The organism is Nannocystis sp. RBIL2 (genome assembly GCF_026626745.1).
Lineage (GTDB): Bacteria > Myxococcota_A > Polyangia > Nannocystales > Nannocystaceae > Nannocystis.
Map to the genome: position 1 here is coordinate 1,619,872 of NZ_JAPNJW010000001.1, position 19,616 is coordinate 1,639,487.

Genomic DNA, 19,616 nt, shown 5'->3' on the forward strand with positions numbered 1-19,616 from the left:
TTCGGGACATCTCGCTCGCGTCACGAGCTCCCGCCGGTCGACGGGCCTGGCGCGGGCGGGAAGCCGTTGATCTGGCGCCACAGTTCGAAGCCGAGCTGGACCCGCTCGAGCAGCACCCAGCCGTTGGCGCGCACGCCCTGGCGCAGCCAGCGGTTGTCGGGCCACGGCAGGTCGTCGGGATCGGGCGACACCACCACGCGGAAGTTGCCGCTCTCGTCGGCCAGCGCGTCGACGAACTCGACGACCCCGCCGAACGTGCCGACCGCGACCGACGGCCAGCCGACGAACTGCACCGCCGGCCAGCCTTCGAACTGCAAGCGGACGCGTCGCCCCGCCGAGATGAGCGGGCCGTCCTTGCCCGACATGTACAGCTCGACCGCGCTCGCGCCCATGTCGGGCACGAAGGTCGCGATCACGTCGCCGGCCGCGACCATGTCGGTGCCGTGGCGCCCGATGAGCTTCAAGATCGTCCCGTCGCGCGGCGCGACGATCTTCATCCGCTGCTGGCGCGCCATCCGGACCTCGAGCTGGACCAGATCGGCGGAGGCGGCGGCGAGGTTGCTCTCGGCCGACGCGAGGTTGCTGCGCGCCTCCTCGATGCTTGCCTTCGCGGTGGTGTCGACCGCGTCGGCGTCGGCGTCGAGCGCCCCGATCTCGCGCACGCTCGCCTTGAGCGAGGCCTTCGCCGAGTCGAGGTCGGCAGCGCAGGTCGCCTGATCGAGCCGCGCGAGCTCGAGGTCCCGCTTGGACGCCAACCCCTCGTCGAACAGCGCCTGCATGCGCGCCAGGTTGAGCCGCGCCGTCTCGGCGGCCGACACCGCCGCGTCCACCGCCCGCTGGGCCGCGATCTGGCGGTCGCGACCCATCCGCGCCCGCAGCCCCGCCGACGACGACTGCGCCGTGCGGCTCAGCTCGAGCGCGGTGATCCTCGCCTTCGAGACGTCGACCGAGCTCTGGGCCGCGAATCTGCGCGCCTCGATCGCCAGCCGCTCACGCTCGAGCCGCGCCAGGATCTCCGGGTCGTTGTCGCTGACGTCGGCGATCGGGTCGCCTTCGTTCACGTGCGTCCCCTCCTCGACGTGCCAGGTCTGCAGGCGCCCGTCGATCGGCGCCTCGATCGAGTGCTGGCGGTCGAGCGGCGCGTAGGCGATCACGCGGCCCTGCCCGGGCACGCTCTGCTGCCACGGCACCAGCGCCAGCGCGGCCGCGAACAGCAGCAGCGCCAGCAGCATCAGCCGGACCGCCAGATGGGTGCCCCGCGGCTGGCGCACCGACAGCAGGCTGGCGCGCGACACGTCGAGCAGCGGGACGATGTGGATCGGTGCGTCCATCGACTCCTCGGCTCTCAGCAGTCGGCGAGCACGCGCTGGTGATGGCAGCGCGACAGCACGTCCCCGCTGTCCACGCTGTCGGTGACGACGACCAGGGTCCACGGTCGTCGGGGATCCACGATCCAGTCGAGCAGCTCTCCACGCCTCGTCGGGCTCAGGCCCAGGCGATCGAGCCCGAGGTCGATCAACAGCAGCCGCGGCCTGGCCAGCAGCGCCCGCACCAGCGCGAGCCGGCGGATCTCGCTGTCGCGCAGCGGCCCGTCGTCGTTGTCGGGCAGCAGCTCGCGCTGGAGCCCGCCCGGCCGGTCGAGCACCGTGTGGCGCAGGTCGACCAGGTCGAGCAGCGCGAACAGCTCCCCGCGATCGCTCGCGGTCGCAGTGCCGACCAGGTTCTCGAGCAGGCTCGCGCGCACCAGCTCGCCGCCGCGGACCAGCGCGACCTGCTCGCGCACGCTGTCGAGCTCGAGCGCGTGCGTCTCGAACCCGTCGAGGCGGGCTCGCAGGCGCGGCAGCGGCTCGTGACCGTACAGCCCGAACAGCAGGTCGAGCGCGCGGCTGTGGCTGTCGCTGCCGCCGACCAGGGCCAGGCGCTCACCCGGCCGCAGCGCCACGATGGGCGCACCCTCGCCGTCGAGCAGCTCCACGCCCAGCGGCCGCGACGCGCGAGGCAGCACTGCTCCACCGCCCGCCTCGAGCGGCGCGTCGAGGGTCTTGCCCATGGTCGCCACCGCGGCCACGCCCTCGTAGACCGGGTCGAGCTGGCGCCCGAGCCGACCGACGCCGGACCCGATCTGCCCGACCAGCACGGACGCCGCCACCAGCTGCCCGAGCGCCAGCTCGCCCGAGACGACCAGCCAGCCGCCGAGCCCCAGCACCGCCACCGTCGCCAGCGCCTCAAGGCCGACCCCGGCGACGACGTGGCGCAGGAGCGTCTGAAAATAATTGCCGCGCGCGTGCAGCCAGTCGCGCAGCAGCAGCTCGCCGCGCTGGTCCGCCAGCGCCCGCCCGCGCGGGTCCGCGAACAGCAGCCGCGTGCTGGCGACGTCGTCCATCCACGCGAACAGCGCCCACTTGCAGCCCGACTCGCGCACCGCTCGCGACTGGGCGCCGAGCCCCGCCAGCAGCACCACCGCGATGCCCACCACCAGCGCCGCGTCGAACGCCAGCAGCAGCGGGTGATAGCACCCGAGCAGCACCAGGCTCGCGGTCGTCACCAGCACCAGCGACGTCCCGTCGAGCAGCAGCGCCGCCACGTCCTTCTGCAGGGTCGCCACGTCGAGGAAGCGGTTGGCCAGCTCGCGGTTCGACGTCGCCTGCCGCGACGCCCGCGACGTCCGCGGGGTGCGGCGGATCCAGTCGGTCACCCCGCGCACCCACAGCCGCCGGTGGACTCGCTCGACCACGGTCAGCTGCAGCACCCGCAGCAGCGCCACCGCCCCCAGCGCGATCAGCAGCAGCACCGACAGCACCGCGATCGGCTGAACCATCGCGTCGGCCGCGATCGTGTTGACCAGCGCCTGCGCCGCGATCGGCACCGCCAGCGACGCGACCGCCATCGCCACCCCGTAGACCACCACCACCGCGATTTCGCGCCGCTCGAGCACGAACGTGCGGATCAGCCGGACCATCTCGGTCGGCGCGAAAGAGAGCGCCGAGAACATGAAGCGCGGCTCGATCGCCAGCCACGGCATCGGCCGCACCGCCCCGTGACCGGCCAGCCAGCGGATCAGCCCCGCCGCCCGCATCGGCCGGCGCTCCTCGCCGAGCTCGTCGACGATCACCAGATCGAGCACTCCGCGGCGCGCGCCCAGCAGCACCAGCCAGCGATCGCCGACTCGGGAGCACGCCGGCGACTCGAGCGCGCACAGCCGCCGCAGCTCCTCCGCGGTGTCGACCGTGAAACGCGCCGCCTTGAGCCCGGCCTGGCGGGCCGCGCGGGCGGTCGATTGCAACCAGTCCTCCGGGTCGAGCGCGACGCTGCCGGCCGCAGCGCTCGCGGCATGCAGCGACAAGCCGTGGCCGGTGACGCTGGCCAACAGCTCGAGCACGCGCGCGGGGATGCGAGACGGGTCGGACATCGAGTGCATATGCGGAGGGGATCGACGGGTCGCGCCGCGCGCGAGGCAAAGCGCGGCCCAGCCACGGGCCGGGCACGGCTCGGGCAGACAAAAGCAGGTTGTGGTTCGCCGGGTCGATGAGGACCCAAGGCGCGGCCTGACACCGCATCGACCGGACGGTCGGACGCGAGCCGACAATGATTGGTGATAGTGCGAGGTTCACATGCTGCGACGAACACCGGCAAATCGACGGCGGACGTGCAGACGTCTAGCGCTTCGCGCTCAACACCGACCGGCCGGGGGCCCACGCGCCTGCTGCGTCGCCCTCGCGTGCGTCCGGGGCGACGTGCTCGGCGCCGGCAACGGCCAGGCCGAGAACGCGTCGATCATGACAATCGCGTAATCATCGGACCGCGGCGGCAGGACCGGATTGGTCTCGTCGCGCCGGGCCGAACGATCGAACGAATCTTGCTGGCGCGAGACCACCGGGACGTCGTGTTGCCCGACCGAGCAGACTTCCTCGCTCGCGCCTTCCAAAATGCGCATGCGCGCCCCGGTGGCGAAAAGCAACGCGGTCGACACTGCGATAAGCAGCGCCAACGCGAGTCTCCAGCCGGTCACCACACGCATGGAAGCCGAGCTACCCTAACACAGGACGTCGGAACAAGCTTGCACGACATGCAGCATGCGCGTGAGAAAGATGGACCCGGGCGCTTCCGGAGCGCCGCAGATTACCACGACGACAGCTTGCGGCCGCTCAACCGAACATTCGTCCGATCATCGCATCGTCGACGGGCGCAAAGACCGGCTCGTCCTCCGGATGCGCCGCGACGTGGGCTGTGAGCGAGGCCTCGACGAAGGAGCACAGCGCAGCGACCGCAGCCGCGGCCCGATCCTCCTCGCGCTCCCCCTCGCCGAGGACCCGCTCGAAGCGCCCCGATCCACCCACACGCGTGATCAGCGGCCGCGAGCGGAGGCCGGAGATCCGCGACGTCCACGCCGGCGAGCCCGGCAGGTCGAGCACTACCAGCGCGCGCGGACCCGCCAGGATCATGAACGACACGGCCGTCGGCGGCGACGGGATCGCAAACGTCTCGCTCATCACGGTGCAGCGGCTCGCCCCGGTGACCCGGCAGACCTCGGCGCACGCGGCCGCGATCGCCTCGATCATCGGCCGCGCTGCCGGCTACGGCGGCCGCACGAAGCGTGCTTCGCCGGCGCTCACCAGCTCCACCGCCGCGTCGACGAGCCCGGCGGCGTCGATGAGCCCGTCGGCGAGCGCGTGCTTGAACAGCTGCACGACCGCCTCGGCGCTCGGCCCCGGCAGTCGGCGATGCACGTGAAACGCGTAAAGACCGTCGGCCGCCGCGTGGTAGGCCGAGCACAGGTTCAGCACCACCCACGCAGTCGGCGCCGGCCACGGCGGCTCGGCGAACAGCGCCAGGTCGTCGGCGGTCGCGTCGCTCCACCACTGCCGGAACAGCGCCGGCTCGCCGCCCGAGGCCGCGACGTACCGCGCCCCCGCGCGCCGCATCAGCGAGCGCAGCCGCGGCGCGTCCCCGGCCGCCGCCTCGACCTCGAGCCGCGCAGTCGCGACCTCCGGCGCCGCGAAGCGCCGCGCCAGCGCGCTCGCCAGCGCCGCGTCGCGAGCCACCGGCCAGCGCAGCGAGTCGAACCCCTCGCCGTCGCGCACGCGCGTCTGCACGTACTGCTCGGGCGGCAAGCGAGCGAGCAGCGGCGTCAGCAGCTCGGGCGCCACCACTCCGTCGCGCACGAGGAAGAAGAACGGGCCCGGCGCCTCCATCACCCGCCCAGTCTACGCCGAAGGCGCGCGCGTCCACGCGAGCCCCGACGCGCCCGGGCTACACTGCCGGCATGCCCAAGCAGAGCGCCGGCATCCTGCTGTTCCGCGGCCACGGCCCCGACCTCGAGGTCCTGCTCGTCCACCCCGGCGGCCCGCTGTGGGCGCGCAAGGACGTCGGCGCGTGGACGATCCCCAAGGGCGAGTTCGGCCCCGACGAAGATCCGCTGACTGCCGCCCGCCGCGAGTTCGCCGAGGAGACCGGCGTCGCGCTCGCCGGCCCCTTCCACGCGCTCTCGCCGATCCGCCAGCGCGCCGGCAAGGTCGTGCACGCCTGGGCCTGCCGCGGCGACTGCGACCCCGCCGCGCTGCGCAGCAACACCTTCGAGATCGAGTGGCCGCCGCGCTCCGGCAAGCGCCAGAGCTTCCCCGAGGTCGACCGCGCCGAGTTCTTCTCGCTCGCCGCCGCGCGCAGCAAAATCAACCCCGCCCAGGTCGACCTCCTCGACGAGCTCGCGCGCCTGCAGGTCGCGCTTGACCCTCACGCGACGTGAGGCCCTATCCCTGCCGGCGAGGCGCGAGACATCTTCATGGCACTCACCGTCAAGCAGGTCGCGAGCATCGCCGGGGTCAGCGTCCGCGCGCTGCACCACTACGACGAGATCGGCCTGCTGCGTCCCTCCGGTCGCAGCAGCGCCGGCTATCGGCTCTACAGTGAAGCCGACCTGTCTCGCCTGCAGCAGGTGTTGTTCTTCCGGGCGCTCGAGTTTCCGTTGCAGGAGATCTGCAACATCATGCGCGACCCGGAGTTCGACATCGGCGCGTCGCTGCGCATGCAACGACAGCTGCTGAGCGAGAAGGCAGTCCAGCTGCAGAGTCTGCTCGCGGCGGTCGACGCCGCCATCGCGCGCCTGGAAAGCGAACGACCCATGACACCCGAAGAGATGAAGCAGATGTTCGACGGCTTCGACCCCACCGAGCACGAGGCCGAGGCCGAGGCGCGCTGGGGCCACACCGAGGCGTTCCGCGAGTCGAAGCAGCGCACGGCTCGCTACGGCAAGGGCGACTGGCAGCAGATCAAGGACGAGGCCGCCGCGATCTTCGAGCGCCTCGCCGCCCTCATGACCGCCGCCGCGCCGCCCGACTCGCCCGCGGCGATGGACGCCGCCGAGGCTCACCGCCAGCACATCGACCGCTGGTTCTACCCCTGCTCGCCCGCGTTCCACCGCGGGCTCGGCCGGCTCTACGTCGACGACCCGCGCTTCACCGCCAACATCGACAAGACGACGCCGGGCCTCGCCGCCTACGCCGCCGCGGCCTTCGCCGCCAACGCCGAGCGCGCGAAGTCGCCGACCTGACGTCGACCTGGCTCAGGGGAGTGTACGATCACTGGCGTCACCCCGACCGACGGCGCCGCCGCGCTGACCCTGGACTGTCTCGACGGCGACATCGTCGTCGAGCCGGCGCCCCTTCTCACGCTCACGGTGCACCCGACCCCCGACCTCGCGGCGCTCACCGTCGGCACCGTCGTCACCCTCGAATACGAGCAGTTCGGGTGGGCGGGCTCGCAGAAGGTGTTCCGCCTGTCGACGGGCCCGACGCTGCTCGCCGGAGCCGTCTCGGGCAACGGGGAGATCGAGCCATTGGCGCCGTTCGGGCTCGAGGACGGAGCGCTCACCTGCGAGCCCGAGTGCGCGTTGTGTTCGATGATCGAGCACCGGAGCGCGCGTATCACCCTCGACGGGCTCAGCGCGGATATTCCCGCCCGCACCCACGCCCAGCTCGGCGCCTACGATGTCTGGATCGCCGCCCACGACTCGCCGACGTCCCCCGTCGAATGCACCGACACCTCCGGCGGCTACACCCTGATCGGCGTCGTGCGGCGATGACCGCGGACGCGCAGCTCTGATTGAGGGCCATACGGTGGTGCCCGAGGTCTCCGTTTACTGCGCGACGCTCAGAATTCGTCGAGCGCGGACAGCAGCGTGACGCCGTCGCGCTCGATCGTGAGCAGTGCCTCGTCGAATACGAAGTCGCTGATGACGAGCTGGCTCCACTTGGTGCTGGGGCAGGTGAACGGGATGCTCAGCGTCAGGTCGACGACGAAGTCGAGCTCGCCACCCTCGGGCTGACCCTCGTCCACCGTGGACCCGGTGACCGCGAGCTGCTGCGTGTGCGCCGGCACCATCTTGCCCTGGGCATTGACGCACGTGACAAAGACCAGGGCATGCGCCGTCAGGTGAACCTCGACCGGTGCGTCGCCGAGATCCGCGGCGCTGCCGAAGACGGTGATCGTCTGACCGCTGACATTGAAATCCGGGGGTTGCGTGAAGTGCGGGTCCGCTGCTCGCGCGGAGTTGGGCGCGAACAGCCCGGCGCCAGCGAGGGCGATCGCCAGGAAGACATTGGTCAGGGGGGCCATGCGAGCATGCATAGCCGATCCGCAGCCTGTGGATTGAGGACTCGCGCACAACCTCGCGGCACGTCGGCGTGGGCCGCGTCGAACGGAGTTATCCGCGCTGCGTGGGCACGGCGTGGCGGATGGGCGTCACGCCGCGCCGCGGGGATTGGCGGCTCACGCAGTCGCGCCCGGGCGCGCACGTGACTCAGGCGAGCTCGTCGGGCCGCAGGAGCATGGCGAGGCGGGTGTCGACGAGGCCGTCGCGCATCTCGGCGAGCAGGGTCTGCACGGCGGGGTCGCGCCCCACGCGATCGAGGTAGGCGGCGAGGCGCGGGTGCTCCGCCGTCGAGTCGCCCTTCTCGAAGAAGCGGGTGAGGCGGTTCTGGAAGGTCAGGAAGGGGATCAGCGCGCAGTCGGCGGTGGTGATCGTATCGCCGACCGCGAACGGTTCGTCGCTCATGTAGTGCGACAGGTGGCGCAGGCCCTCGTGGATCTTAGCGACCGCCGCGTCGACGGCCGCAGGATCGCGCGACGGCCCGAACAGCTGGCCGAACAGGCCGGACCAGCTGGGGGCCATCACGTACTGTTCGAACACCCGCGCGAGCAGGCGGCCGCGGGCCGCGTCCTGCGGACGAGCGGGGCGCAGGCCGGACTGCGGGAACGCATCGGCGAGGTATTCGACGATCGTGTCGGACTCGGGCAGCCCGGTGCCGTCGTCGAGGATCAAGGTCGGGACCTTGCCGATCGGGTTGAGCGCCAGGTAATCGGGCGACTTCTGGCCGTTCGGCAGCCACATGCCCGCCGGGGCGATCTCGACCGGCAGCGACTTGGCGTGGATGGCGAGCCGCACGCGCGAGGCGAACGGCGACAGGTTGGAGTTCAGGAGCTTCATGGTGGCGATGCGACGGTACCTCCTCGCCGCCGGCGACGCGACCGCGACCACCCGCGACCCGTGCTTCGTATGAAGGGGATCCTCGCCTCGGCCGCGAGGTGAGCGAAGGTCACCTCCCTGGCGTGCGCGAAAGGCCCCCCTGCGGTGGCGAGCGCGCGCAGGGCGACCGGATACTTTCGAGCGCAGTACGCATACGCTGGGATGGAGTCGCAGGTCGGGTCGTGATACCGACATCCCCATGCTTCGCCCTGGAATGCGCCTCCTCTGTGCCTCCGCCCTGCTCACCCTCGCCGGCTGCGGCGACGACGGCACCGGCAACGTCACTGCCACCGTCAGCATCAGCACCACCACGAGCACCAGCCAGGGCACGAGCGACACGCAAGATCCGACCGGCTCGACCACCGCGCCGACCACCAGCACCACCGAGGCTTCGGGCGCCAGCGACTCGAGCGACACGACGACCTCGACGACCAGCCCGGTGACCAGCAGCACCACCGAAGGCCCCGGCACCTCGACCAGCACCACCGATCCCAGCACCACCTCGACCAGCACCACCGACGGCCCCGGCACCACCGACGCCACCACCGACGCCACCACCACCAGCACCACGGGTCCCCAGCCGTGCGCCGAGGACACCCTGCAGTGCGAAGGCAACGTCGAGAAGATCTGCGACGGCATGGGCGGCTTCAAGTCGGAGACGCCGTGCCCCGAGGTGTGCGCCGAGCCGCTCGGCTGCGTCGCCTGCGAACCCGGCACCAGCAAGTGCGAGGGCAATCAGGCCCAGGTCTGCAACGATCAGGGCGAGTGGGTCGCCGGCGACACCTGCGACCCGCTGCTCGGCCTGACGTGTGACGCCAACTTCGGCCAATGCGTCGGCGCCTGTGCCAACCTCGGCACCTCGTACATCGGCTGCGAGTACTACCCCGTCGTCACCCAGCAGCTCGACGTCTTCGTCGGCCCCGCCAACCCCTACGCGGTCGCGGTCGCCAACACCACCGCCAACACGGCGACCGTCACCGTCCATCGCGGCCCCAACCAGGTCGCGCAGCAGATGGTCGCGGCCAACAGCGTCGCCGTGATCACGCTGCCCTGGGTCACGCAGCTGACCGGAGGGACAGGTCCGACGGTGAAGGTCACCGACGGCGCCTACCGCCTGCGCTCGACCCAGCCCGTCACCGTCTACCAGTTCAACCCGCTCAACGCCGACGTCACCAACGACGCCTCGCTGATGCTCCCGGTCAACACCTGGACCGGCAACTACCTGGCCGCCGCCTGGACCCACTGGAGCCCCTACCCGGGCTTCATCTCGATCACCGCGCACCAGGACGGCACCGTCGTCAACGTCAAGGCGCCCAAGAACGGCGTGCCGACCCAGGCCGGCGGCGGCATCGACGGCCAGGGCAACGGCAACAACATCACGCTCGACGACGGCGACGTCCTGCAGATCACCTCGGCCAACGGCGGCGACCCGACCGGCACCATCGTCACCGCCAACAAGCCGATCCAGGTCCTCGGCGGGCACGACTGCACGCAAGTCCCGATCGGAACGGTCGCCTGCGATCACCTCGAGGAGTCGATGTTCCCGATCGAGGCCCTGGCCAAGAAGTACATCGTCGCCCCGCCGGTGCAGGTGCCCAACAACGCGCTCGAGAAGGCCGTCATCGTCCGCGTGGTTGCCAGCGAGGACAACACCACCCTGACCTTCACGCCCGATCAGCCGGGCAACAAGGTCCTGGCCAAGGCCGGCGACTTCCTCGAGCTGGCCCAGAGCACCAACAAGTACGTGGTCGAGGCCGACAAGAAGATCCTCGTCACCGAGTACATGGTCGGCCAGGGCGCCAACTACGGCACCTCGGATCCGGCGATGCTGGTGGCAGTGCCGAGCGAGCAGTTCCGCTCGAGCTACCTCTTCTACGCCCAGACCGGCTGGTCTGCCAACTTCGTCGACATCATCGCGCCCAACAACTCGATGGTCCAGGTCGACGGCGCGGCGGTCAACAACTTCGCCGCCATCGGCGCCAGCGGCTACTCGCTGGCCCACGTCAAGCTCAGCAACGCCGGCAACGGCAGCCACACCGTCACCTCGAACAACAAGGTCGGCATCAGCGTGTACGGCGTGATCGACTACGGCAGCTACTGGTACCCGGGCGGCCTCGACCTCGACGTCATCCCGCAGTGAGCCCCGCTCGCCGAGCACGGAGGCTCGCGCTCGAGCCTCCAGGCAGCGCGGCGCCTGATAATCGAAGGTCGACGCACCGCTCGCGGTGCGTCGACCGCTTTCTCTTCTGCTCGACGTGGATGTCGCGGAGGCCCGCGGCACGAGCTCAAGGGATGGCGCGAGCCGACACACCCGTGGCAAGCTCGCGCAGTGCCGACGGATGCCGACGCCATCGCGCTGAGCGAGCACGAGCTGCGCGAGATCGCCGGCTACGCGGCCGACTGTGCGCGCAGGGTCCTGTCGATCTTCGAAAAAGATCTGCCTGCGGACGCGCGCCCGCGCGACGCCATCGACGCGGCGTACGCCTTCGCCGGCGGCGGCCGACGCACCGGCGCGCTGCGGCAGCACGGCTGGGCGGCGTTCAAGGCGGCCCGAGAGGCAGGGTCGCCCGCCGCGGCCGACGCGGCGCGAGCGGCGAGCCATGCGGCCGCCGCTGCGTACCTCCATCCCAAAGCCAGCGCGCACCAGGTGAAGCACATCCTCGGGGCCGCAGCGCATGCGGCACGCGCAGAAGAGCTGGCATCCGGAGAAGACCGGAGGGTCGGCGCCGCGGCCCTCGAGTGGGCGCGCCGCCACGCGCCCGCGGCGGTCACCGCGGTGCTCGGCCGTCTGCCCGCCGCGCCTCCCGGCGGCGGGCGCGTGGGCGAGTTCATCCGCGACCTCGACGCCGCGCTGCGTGCCTGAGGGCGAGCCGCGATCCGGCGCTCACGGCATCTCGCAGTTGCCGTCGGAGCAGACGAACGACACATCATTGTAGTACCAGCCGTAGCGGTTCCACGGATCGGAGCCGTCGTTGATCAGCACGTCCTCCGGCAGGTCCTGATAATTGGTGTTCTCCTCGGACGCGCCGAAGCCGAGGTCGGAGTCGATGACGGTCAGGCCGCTGAGACAGTCGAGGCCGCAATCGTCGATGAAGATCCCCCCGCCCCCCTCGTACTTGCTGGCGCCCGTGGCGTGGTTCTTCTTGATCACCGTGTTGGTGATGTCGCAGACGCTCTCGCTGGTGCAGCCATAGGACAGCGCGAGCGCCCCGCCGGTCGCGGCCACGTTCTCGACGAACGTCGAGTCGGTGATGTGAACGCGCCCGTAGCTGGCGATCGCCCCGCCCTCGCCGGTCGCGGTGTTCTGCTCGAACACCGAGTTCTCGATGTAGATGTCCGGGTTCTTGCCGCCGTTGTTCGACCCCGAGACGTGGATCGCGGCCCCGTACGCGGCGCTGTTCTCGAAGAAGCGGCAGTCGCGGACCGTCAGGCTCTCCTGCACCCCGTAGGTGTCGTTCATGCTGATCGCGCCGCTCGAGGGGATGTTCCAGCCGTTCGGGACCTTGGCGTTGCAGTGGGTGAAGCCGAAGCCCTCGACCACCGCGTTGCCGATGTCGAGGTCGAAGTGGAACCCGCCGCCGTCGATGATCGTCTTGTCCGCCCCGGCGCCGCGGAGCGTGATGGAGACGGTCACCTCGATCTTGTCGCTGTAGGTGCCCGGGCAGACCTCGATCACCGAGCCGTCGCTGGCGGCGGCGAGGCCCGAGGTGATGGTCGGGAAGCGCGCGGAGACGTTCGGCGAGACGGTCACGATCACGGGGTTGGCCGGGTCGTCGTCGCACTCGGCGACGAAATCGGGCACGTCGCCGGTCGTCCCGCCGTCGGTCGTGCCCGCGGTGGTGTCCTCGCCGGTCGTGGTGCTGGCCTCGGTCGTGGTCCCCTCGCTGTCGCTGACCGCGGAGGTCGTGGTCCCCTCGGTGGTGGTGCTCTCGCCGGTGCTCGTGGTCCCCTCGGTGGTCGGGTTGTCGCCGGTGCTCGTGGTCCCCGCGGTGGTCGGGTTCTCGCCGGTGCTCGTGGTCTCCGCGGTGGTCGTGGCGGTCTCGCTCGCGCTCTCGGTCGTCGAAGAGCCGGCGTCGCTGGTCGACACGGACCCCTGCGTCGTCCCGTCGCTCGCGCCGTCCGTCGACGCGCCGCTGTCCGTCAGGGTCCCGCTGTTCGCCGTGCCCGAGTTACATCCGCCGAGTGCGGCGACAAGTCCGAGTTGAAGCAGGGGTGCGCGGTGCCGTTGCATCGGCGGAATCTAACACGCGAATGGCTCGCCAGTCGCTCGCGGCCGCGCTCACTCGCGGGGCTGCACCGCCAGCAATTCGACGATCTCGCCCGCGAGGCTCATGGCCGCCGGTGGGTCGTAATTGCCGAGCACGGCCACGACGTAGCTGCCGTCGGCGAAGAATTCGAGCTGACCGTTGATCCCGTGGTGCCCGCCCCCGTGGCCGCGGACCTCCTTGCCGCCGACGACGCGGGTCCAGAAGCCGTAGCCGTAGCGCCCCTCGGGGCCGAACATGGGGGCCTCGACCTTGGGGCCGGTGACCGTCTCGGTCATCGCCTCGCCGAGGAGGACGTGACCGCGGAGGGCGCGGACGAACGCCACGAGGTCGAGGACGGTCGAGTAACCGCCGCCCGCCGGGGTGCCGCTGAAGGGCAAGTACGACACGTTGGTGCGGCGGGGCCGGAGGCCGAGCGGATCGGAGTCCTCGCGCCCGTAGCCGACGGCGAGGTTCGGCGCGACCTCGTCCCAGGCGACGGCGGCTGTCGCGTGCATCCCGGCGGGCGCGAAGACATGCGTCTTCACGTAATCATCATAGGCCTCGCCCGAGACGTGCTCGACGATCCGCCCCAGAGTCATGAATCCCGGGTTGGCGTAGCCGAAGCGGGCGCCGGGCGGGAAGTCGGGCGGCTTGTCGGCGAACAGCGGGATGTAGTCCGCGGCGCGCTTGTAGCGGTCGCGGTGCTCGTACACCGGCGGGGCGAAGATGTCCCCGCCGATGCCGGAGGTGTGGGTGAGCAGCTGGTGAACGGTGACGCGCCCGGCGAACTCCCGGTTCGGGTAGTCGGGCAGCGCGCGGGCGAGGCTGTCGGTGAACGACAGCTCGCCGCGCTCGACGAGCTGAGCGACCGCGACTGCGGTGAACATCTTGTTCATCGACCCGAGGTTGAATCGCGTGTCGATGCGATTGTCCGCAGCGAACGCCTGCTCGGCGCGGCCCCGGGCCAGGCGCACGAGCTCGCGGTCGCCCTTGACGACCAGCACGGCGCCCGAGAAGCGGTCGGCCGCGGCGAGGCCGTCGACCCGGCGGCCGATCGCCTGGACCACCTCAGCCTCGCTCATGGCGACGACGGGGAGCGCGTCGGGGTCGGTCTCGCCGGGGAACGGCTTCGGGAGGACGATGAAGTCGTGGAGTCCGTCGTGCTCGTCGACGATGAGCTGCACGACCGCGTGATGGTGCCCGCGGCGGGAGCGGACGGTGAAGACGATGTCGGTCGGCCGCGGCGGCTGCGGGCCGATGGCGATGATGTCGAGCCCGCCGCTCTGCTCGGACAGCGCGACGAAATAATCCGTCCATTGCTCGAGGGGCCCGAACTTCAGGATGTTCGGGGAGATCCGCGGCGCCAGGAACGCCCGCAGCGTCGCGGCATCGCCCTGATTCATGGCGTCGAGCCAGGCCCGCGTGAACACGCCGATGCGCGAGTCGGGGAGGTCGACGGGCGCGGGCGCGGGCGCGGGCGTGGCGTCCGGCGCGGGCGCGGCGTTCGGCGCGGGCGCGGCGTTCGGCGCCGGCGTGGCGTCCGGTGCGGGCGCGGCGTCCGGTGCGGAGCGGTCGGCGCCGGTCTCGGCCGCGGGTTGCGGTGATTGGCAGGCCAGCACGGCGGTCGTGAGGAGGAAGCTCGAGAATCTTCGCATGCGTCTCTCCGCGAGCGGTCGCGCGGCGCGAACCGGGGGCACGATAGCCGGCAGCCGGCCGCGCCGACAGGGGCCGCGAGCGCCGTCGCCTGCATCGCGTCGGCCCCCTCCACCGCCGTCAGGAAGGCCTCGCGGCCGTCCCCGAGACTGGTGCGCCATGCCCCGCTCGCCGAATCGTCGCCATCGATCGGTCGCGGATTCTTCGCGCAGGCGAAGGTTGCCTGTGGGTGATTGCTGGCAGTAGATGCTCCCGGCCTTTCGAGCCATCGGCATGGGGTCAGCCGGGCGGGCCCGCGGCCTGCGCCCCGAGACGTCCTGAGCGGTATCGCCCCGCGCACGTTCGCCCGGCGCACGAGCGGCTCCGAACCGCCGAGAGCGCGACTTCACTCGCACGATACGCGATATCTCCCTGCGCACATTCGCTCAGCGCACGAGCGGCTCCGGAACCGCCGAGAGCGCGACTTCACTCGCACGATACGCGATATCGCTCTGCGCACATTCGCACGGCGCACGAGCGGCGCCGCGCCGCCGATTGCGCCGAATGGAGGGCACGCGCGATTTCACTCGCGCGATCGGCAGAATCGCCGCTGTACGGGCGCATCGGCGGGGTGCATTCCGCGGGCGCCGGGGGTCTCCACACTTTCGCGCGATGGCGCAAGCGACCAGGCGCAAGGCCAGCCCCCGCCGAACCACGAGCGCGGTTTCGCTCGGCAAGAAGGCCCCGTTTCCGGCCAAGTTGCTGCCCCAGCTCGCCACGGCCGTGTCCGCCCCGCCCCACGGCTCCGGCTGGGTCTACGAGGCCAAGTTCGACGGCTACCGCGTCCTCGCGCGCGTCGCCGGCGACGACGTCGCGCTGTTCACCCGCAACGGGAACGACTGGACCGCGCGCATGGGGCCGCTGCGCGACGAGCTCGCCGCGCTCGGCCTGAAGTCCGCCTGGCTCGACGGCGAAATCGTAGTACTCGACCCGAACGGCAGGCCCGACTTTCAACGCCTGCAGCAGGCCTTCGACGGCGCCGGCAGCCGCGACATCGTCTACTTCGCCTTCGACCTGCTCTACTTCGACGGCCACGACCTCCGGCGCGAGCCGCTGGTCGAGCGCCGCCGACGGTTGAAACAGGTCTTCGACGCCGCGCGCCCCGGCGAGCACGTGCGCTACAGCGAGACGCTCGTGGGCCCGGTCGACCGCCTGCTCGCGGACGCTTGCAAGGGGGGCTTCGAGGGCATCATCGGCAAGCGCGCCGACAGCCTCTACACGTCCGCCCGCTCGTCCGCGTGGATCAAGCTGAAATGCACGCAGCGCCAGGAGTTCGTGGTCGGCGGTTACACCGAGCCGAAGGGCCGGCGCACCGGCTTCGGCGGCCTGCTGCTGGGCGTGCACGACGACGAGGGCCGCCTCGTCTACGCCGGCAAGGTCGGCACGGGGTTCGACGAGGCGCTGCTGCGCTCGATCGAGGCCCGGCTGAAGGCGCTCGAGGTCGATCGCTCGCCCTTCCACGACCGCCCGCGCGAGGTCCGGGGTCACTGGGTGCGGCCCGTGCTCGTCGCCGAGGTGTCGTTCAGCGAGTGGACCGGTGAAGGCCGAGTGCGCCACCCGGTGTTTCGCGGGCTGCGGGCGGACAAGGACCCGGCGACGCTCGTGCGCGAGCGGCCGCGATCGGTGGAATCGACGAGCGCCCTGGCCGCGCGCCGGGCCGCGCCGACGATCAAGGTGACGCACCCCGAACGGGTCATCGATCCGTCGAGCGGCGCGACCAAGCTCGACCTGGTCCGCTATTACGAGGCCGTCGCCGAGCACATGCTGCCCCACCTCCAGGGCCGCCCGGTCTCCATGGTCCGCGCGCCGACTGGCGTCGCCGGCGAGCAGTTCTTTCAAAAGCACACCGAGAACTACCGGATCCCCGGCGTCCGTCAGCTCGACCCGTCATTGCGGCCCGGTCACGCGCCGATGCTGGAGATCGCCAGCGCCGAGAGCCTCGTGGCCGCCGCCCAGATGAACGTCGTCGAGTTTCACACGTGGAACTCGACGGTCGCCGACATCGATCGCCCGGATCGCGTCATCTTCGACCTCGACCCCGGCGAGGGCGTCTCGTGGGAGTCGCTGCGCGACGCCACGCGGCTGACGAAGGGGATCCTCGAGCTCCTCGGCCTGCTCAGCTTCCTCAAGACCAGCGGCGGCAAGGGCGTGCACGTGGTGGTGCCGCTGCGGCCGACCTGGTCGTACGACCAGGTGAAGGACTTCTCGCGCGACGTCGCGGAGCACCTGGCCGCCACCCTGCCCGCGCTGTTCGTGGCCAAGAGCGGCGCCCGCAACCGGCGCGGGCGGATCTTCGTCGACTACCTGCGCAACGGCCGGACCGCGACGACGGTCGCCGCATTCTCGGCCCGCGTCCGGCCGGGCCTCGGGGTCAGCATGCCGCTCGCGTGGTCGGAGCTGGACCGGCTCGCCGCCGCCGACCAGTGGAACATCTTCAACGTCCCGGCCCGCCTGCGAGCCCGCCGCGGCGACCCCTGGGCCGACTACCGCAACGACCAGACGCTCGCGGCGGCGGCCGAGCAGCTCGCCCGGCCCGGTCGCAAGCGTAGGGCTTCGTAACAATGATCATAAAGGCGCGAGGCCCGACGGCGAGCTCGACATGAATCGGCGTGTTCCTCCCTACAATCCCAGGGTGAGACTTTCGCGCCGGCGTTCACGGCTCGCGCGCGCGTGCTCCGCCGAATACGCAGAAGGCATTGTCGCTCGCCTCTCTCGCAATTGTGCCCGGTCGCCCTTGCACCGGCGCGAACGTGCGCAACAAATTCGGACGTCTTGTCCGACAACCCGAAAATCACTGGCCCGCAGGACGCGAAGTTCATCAACCTCAACCAGGAGCACGAAGTCCGCACCTGGACGAAGAGCCTGAACACCACCCCGGAGAAGCTGCGCGAGGCCGTCGAGGCCGTCGGCACCTCGGTGGAGCGGGTGAAGGAACACCTCGCCAGCCACCGCTAGAACATCGAGCGCCCCGCGCGGGTGGGCGCGGGCGGGCTTCCGAAGCAGTTCGTCGCGGCCGTGTAGGGTTCGCTTCACCGGCGACACTGATCGCCGTGGATGATCCGAGACACCTACTTCATCGCCGCCGCCACCCTCGCCTGCGCCCTCGGGTGTACGCCGTCCGCCGGACCGGCCGCGCCGGAGCCGGCAGCGACCGCAGACCCGCCGGAGACGAGCGCGGCGACCCAGGTTCGGGCCCGCCCGGACACCACGCTCATTCCGCGCTCGGTGCTGCTCGGCAACCCCGAGCGCGAGTGGCCGGCGCTGAGCCCCGACGGACAAAAGCTATTGTTCCTGGCGCCGGTGCAGGGCGTGCTCAACGTGTGGGTCGGCCCCGTCGACCGGCTCGACGAGGCCAGGCCGATCACCCAGGACACGCGGCGAGGCATCCGGCTCGCGTTCTGGAGCGCCAGCGACGATCGCGTGCTGTACATGCAGGACCGCGACGGCGACGAGAACTGGCGGCTCTACGCCGTCGATCCGGTCACCGCGGAGACGACCGATCTGACGGTGCTCCCGAACGTCCGCGCGTTGCCCGTCAACATCAGCGACGACCGGCCTCACGAGCTCGTGGTCGCCATGAACGACCGCGACCCCGCCTGGTACGACCTCTACAACGTCGACATTCGCACCGCGAAGCGCCGGCTGCTCGTCAAGAACGACCAGCAGCTGAACCGGTTCGTGGTCGACAACGACCTCAGGCCGAGGTTCGCCGATCGCAGCACCGCCGCCGGCGGCCTGGATCTGCTCGCGCTGAAGGGCAAACGATGGCAGCCGGTGTTCGCGGTCGAGCTCGCCGACGAGCCGACCACGCACGCGCTCGGCATCGACGTCGCCGGCACCACGCTGTATTTGACGGACAGCCGCGGGCGCGAGACTGCGGCGCTGGTCGCCCGCGACCTCAAGACCGGCAAGGAGCGGGTGCTCGCCGAGCACCCGAAGGCAGGCTTCGCCACCCTGATCGAGGACCGCAAGACCCACCGTCCGCTGGCGGCCGCGTTCACGCACCTGCGCCAGGAGTGGCAGGCGCTCGACCCGGCGGTCGAGCCCGACCTGGCGGCCCTGCGCGGGGCCGCCGACGGCGACTTCATGGTGATCAGCCAATCGCGGGACAGCCAGCGGTGGGTCGTGCAGTACCAGGTCGACGACGGACCGAGCCGCTATTATTTGTACGACCGCGAGGACCGGCGGGCGAAGCTGCTGTTCACGGCCGACGCGGAGCTGGCGGCGCAGAAGCTGGCGAGGATGCGCTCGGTGGTGATCGCCGCGCGCGACGGGCTCGAGCTGGCGTCGTACTACACGCTGCCGGTCGGGTCCGACGCGGACGGCGACGGCCTGCCGGACGCGCCGCTGCCGACGGTGCTGCTCGTGCACGGCGGGCCGTGGCACCGCGACACCTGGGGCTTCTCGCTCGAGCATCAATGGCTGGCGAACCGCGGATATGCGGTGCTGAGCGTCAACTTCCGCGGCTCGTCCGGGTTCACCAAGAGCCTCCTCAACGCCGGCGATCACGAGATGGGCCGGAAGATGCACGACGACCTGCTCGACGCGGTCGGCTGGGCGGTCGACCAGCGAATCGCCGATCCCGCGCGGGTGGCGATCATGGGCGCGAGCTACGGCGGCTACGCGGCGCTGGTCGGATTGACGGTCACGCCGGAGACCTTCGCCTGCGGGGTCGACATCGTCGGACCGTCCAACCTCGAGACGCTGCTGCAATCGTTCCCGCCGTACTGGGGCGCGACCCGGCTGCGCTTCCTGGCGCGCTGGGGCGACCCGAACACCGAGGAGGGGCGCAAGCTGCTGCGCGAGCGCTCGCCGCTGCACCGGGTCGCGGCGATCCAGCGGCCGCTGCTGATCGGCCAGGGCGCCAACGACGTCCGGGTCAAGCAGCAGGAGTCGGACCAGATCGTCGCAGCGATGCAGGACAAGCGCCTGCCCGTGACCTACGTGCTGTACCCGGACGAGGGCCACGGCTTCGAGCGACCCGAGAACCGGATCTCGTTCCTCGGGATCACCGAGGCCTTCCTGGCCCGCTGCCTCGGCGGGCCGTATCAACCGATCGGCGACGATTTCACGGGCGCCAGCCTGATCGTCAAGACCGGCGCCGAGCACGTGCCCGGGCTGCCCGAGGCGCTGCGGGCCGCCGGCAAGCCGTGAGC

17 protein-coding genes are annotated in these 19,616 nt (G+C 71.1%); 8 read left to right on the forward strand and 9 right to left on the reverse strand.

Annotation, left to right across the window (positions count from 1 at the left end; all coding sequences use genetic code 11):
• Nucleotides 1-20: 20 nt before the first annotated feature.
• The 5 genes from OV090_RS06400 to OV090_RS06420 all read right to left on the reverse strand — a co-directional run bounded on the left by OV090_RS06400 (nucleotide 21) and on the right by OV090_RS06420 (nucleotide 5,195).
• Complete coding sequence (locus tag OV090_RS06400) at nucleotides 21-1,331, reverse strand: HlyD family secretion protein (RefSeq protein ID WP_267702602.1); 1,311 nt, start codon at nucleotides 1,329-1,331, stop codon at nucleotides 21-23.
• Nucleotides 1,332-1,345: 14 nt separating this feature from the next.
• The gene (locus OV090_RS06405; RefSeq protein ID WP_267702603.1) at nucleotides 1,346-3,409 is read right to left on the reverse strand and encodes a hypothetical protein; all 2,064 of its coding nucleotides are present in this window, start codon (nucleotides 3,407-3,409) and stop codon (nucleotides 1,346-1,348) included.
• 261 nt (nucleotides 3,410-3,670) lie between these two features.
• On the reverse strand, nucleotides 3,671-4,018 hold the full coding sequence (locus tag OV090_RS06410) for a hypothetical protein (RefSeq protein ID WP_267702604.1): 348 nt from the start codon (nucleotides 4,016-4,018) through the stop codon (nucleotides 3,671-3,673).
• Between the two features lie 127 nt (nucleotides 4,019-4,145).
• Nucleotides 4,146-4,559, reverse strand: a complete 414-nt coding sequence (locus OV090_RS06415) for a hypothetical protein (RefSeq protein ID WP_267702605.1) — start codon at nucleotides 4,557-4,559, stop codon at nucleotides 4,146-4,148.
• Between the two features lie 15 nt (nucleotides 4,560-4,574).
• Nucleotides 4,575-5,195: a hypothetical protein gene (locus OV090_RS06420; protein WP_267702606.1), complete on the reverse strand. Its 621-nt coding sequence runs from the start codon at nucleotides 5,193-5,195 to the stop codon at nucleotides 4,575-4,577.
• Between the two features lie 68 nt (nucleotides 5,196-5,263).
• Between OV090_RS06420 and OV090_RS06425 the strand changes: the two genes are divergently transcribed.
• The 3 genes from OV090_RS06425 to OV090_RS06435 all read left to right on the forward strand — a co-directional run bounded on the left by OV090_RS06425 (nucleotide 5,264) and on the right by OV090_RS06435 (nucleotide 7,078).
• Nucleotides 5,264-5,743: an NUDIX domain-containing protein gene (locus OV090_RS06425; protein ID WP_267702607.1), complete on the forward strand. Its 480-nt coding sequence runs from the start codon at nucleotides 5,264-5,266 to the stop codon at nucleotides 5,741-5,743.
• Nucleotides 5,744-5,779: 36 nt separating this feature from the next.
• Nucleotides 5,780-6,547, forward strand: coding sequence for a MerR family transcriptional regulator (locus tag OV090_RS06430; RefSeq protein ID WP_267702608.1), 768 nt, complete (start codon nucleotides 5,780-5,782; stop codon nucleotides 6,545-6,547).
• Between the two features lie 126 nt (nucleotides 6,548-6,673).
• Entirely contained in the window at nucleotides 6,674-7,078 is a 405-nt protein-coding gene (locus OV090_RS06435; RefSeq protein WP_267702609.1) for a hypothetical protein, read from the forward strand.
• A gap of 68 nt (nucleotides 7,079-7,146) precedes the next feature.
• On the opposite strand, the gene OV090_RS06440 is transcribed toward OV090_RS06435, so the two are convergent.
• Both OV090_RS06440 and OV090_RS06445 read right to left on the reverse strand, forming a co-directional pair.
• Nucleotides 7,147-7,611, reverse strand: coding sequence for a hypothetical protein (locus OV090_RS06440; protein WP_267702610.1), 465 nt, complete (start codon nucleotides 7,609-7,611; stop codon nucleotides 7,147-7,149).
• Nucleotides 7,612-7,795: 184 nt separating this feature from the next.
• Entirely contained in the window at nucleotides 7,796-8,482 is a 687-nt protein-coding gene (locus OV090_RS06445; protein WP_267702611.1) for a glutathione S-transferase family protein, read from the reverse strand.
• Between the two features lie 238 nt (nucleotides 8,483-8,720).
• Here OV090_RS06445 and OV090_RS06450 point away from each other — a divergent pair, with 238 nt between their 5' ends.
• Both OV090_RS06450 and OV090_RS06455 read left to right on the forward strand, forming a co-directional pair.
• Entirely contained in the window at nucleotides 8,721-10,661 is a 1,941-nt protein-coding gene (locus OV090_RS06450) for an IgGFc-binding protein (RefSeq protein ID WP_267702612.1), read from the forward strand.
• A 189-nt stretch (nucleotides 10,662-10,850) separates the two neighbouring features.
• Nucleotides 10,851-11,384, forward strand: coding sequence for a putative immunity protein (locus OV090_RS06455; RefSeq protein ID WP_267702613.1), 534 nt, complete (start codon nucleotides 10,851-10,853; stop codon nucleotides 11,382-11,384).
• A gap of 21 nt (nucleotides 11,385-11,405) precedes the next feature.
• On the opposite strand, the gene OV090_RS50520 is transcribed toward OV090_RS06455, so the two are convergent.
• Nucleotides 11,406-12,608: a hypothetical protein gene (locus tag OV090_RS50520; RefSeq protein WP_267702614.1), complete on the reverse strand. Its 1,203-nt coding sequence runs from the start codon at nucleotides 12,606-12,608 to the stop codon at nucleotides 11,406-11,408.
• Nucleotides 12,609-12,800: 192 nt separating this feature from the next.
• A complete protein-coding gene (locus tag OV090_RS06465; RefSeq protein ID WP_267702615.1) occupies nucleotides 12,801-14,423 on the reverse strand; it encodes a serine hydrolase domain-containing protein in 1,623 nt (540 codons plus the stop codon).
• A gap of 649 nt (nucleotides 14,424-15,072) precedes the next feature.
• Between OV090_RS06465 and ligD the strand changes: the two genes are divergently transcribed.
• From ligD to OV090_RS06480, 3 genes are all read left to right on the forward strand, one after another.
• Complete coding sequence (ligD, locus tag OV090_RS06470) at nucleotides 15,073-17,019, forward strand: DNA ligase D (RefSeq protein WP_267702616.1); 1,947 nt, start codon at nucleotides 15,073-15,075, stop codon at nucleotides 17,017-17,019.
• Between the two features lie 213 nt (nucleotides 17,020-17,232).
• Entirely contained in the window at nucleotides 17,233-17,415 is a 183-nt protein-coding gene (locus OV090_RS06475) for a DUF3606 domain-containing protein (protein WP_267702617.1), read from the forward strand.
• Nucleotides 17,416-17,514: 99 nt separating this feature from the next.
• Nucleotides 17,515-19,614 (forward strand): S9 family peptidase, encoded by a 2,100-nt coding sequence (locus tag OV090_RS06480; RefSeq protein ID WP_267702618.1) that lies wholly within the window; start codon nucleotides 17,515-17,517, stop codon nucleotides 19,612-19,614.
• Nucleotides 19,615-19,616: the final 2 nt, after the last annotated feature.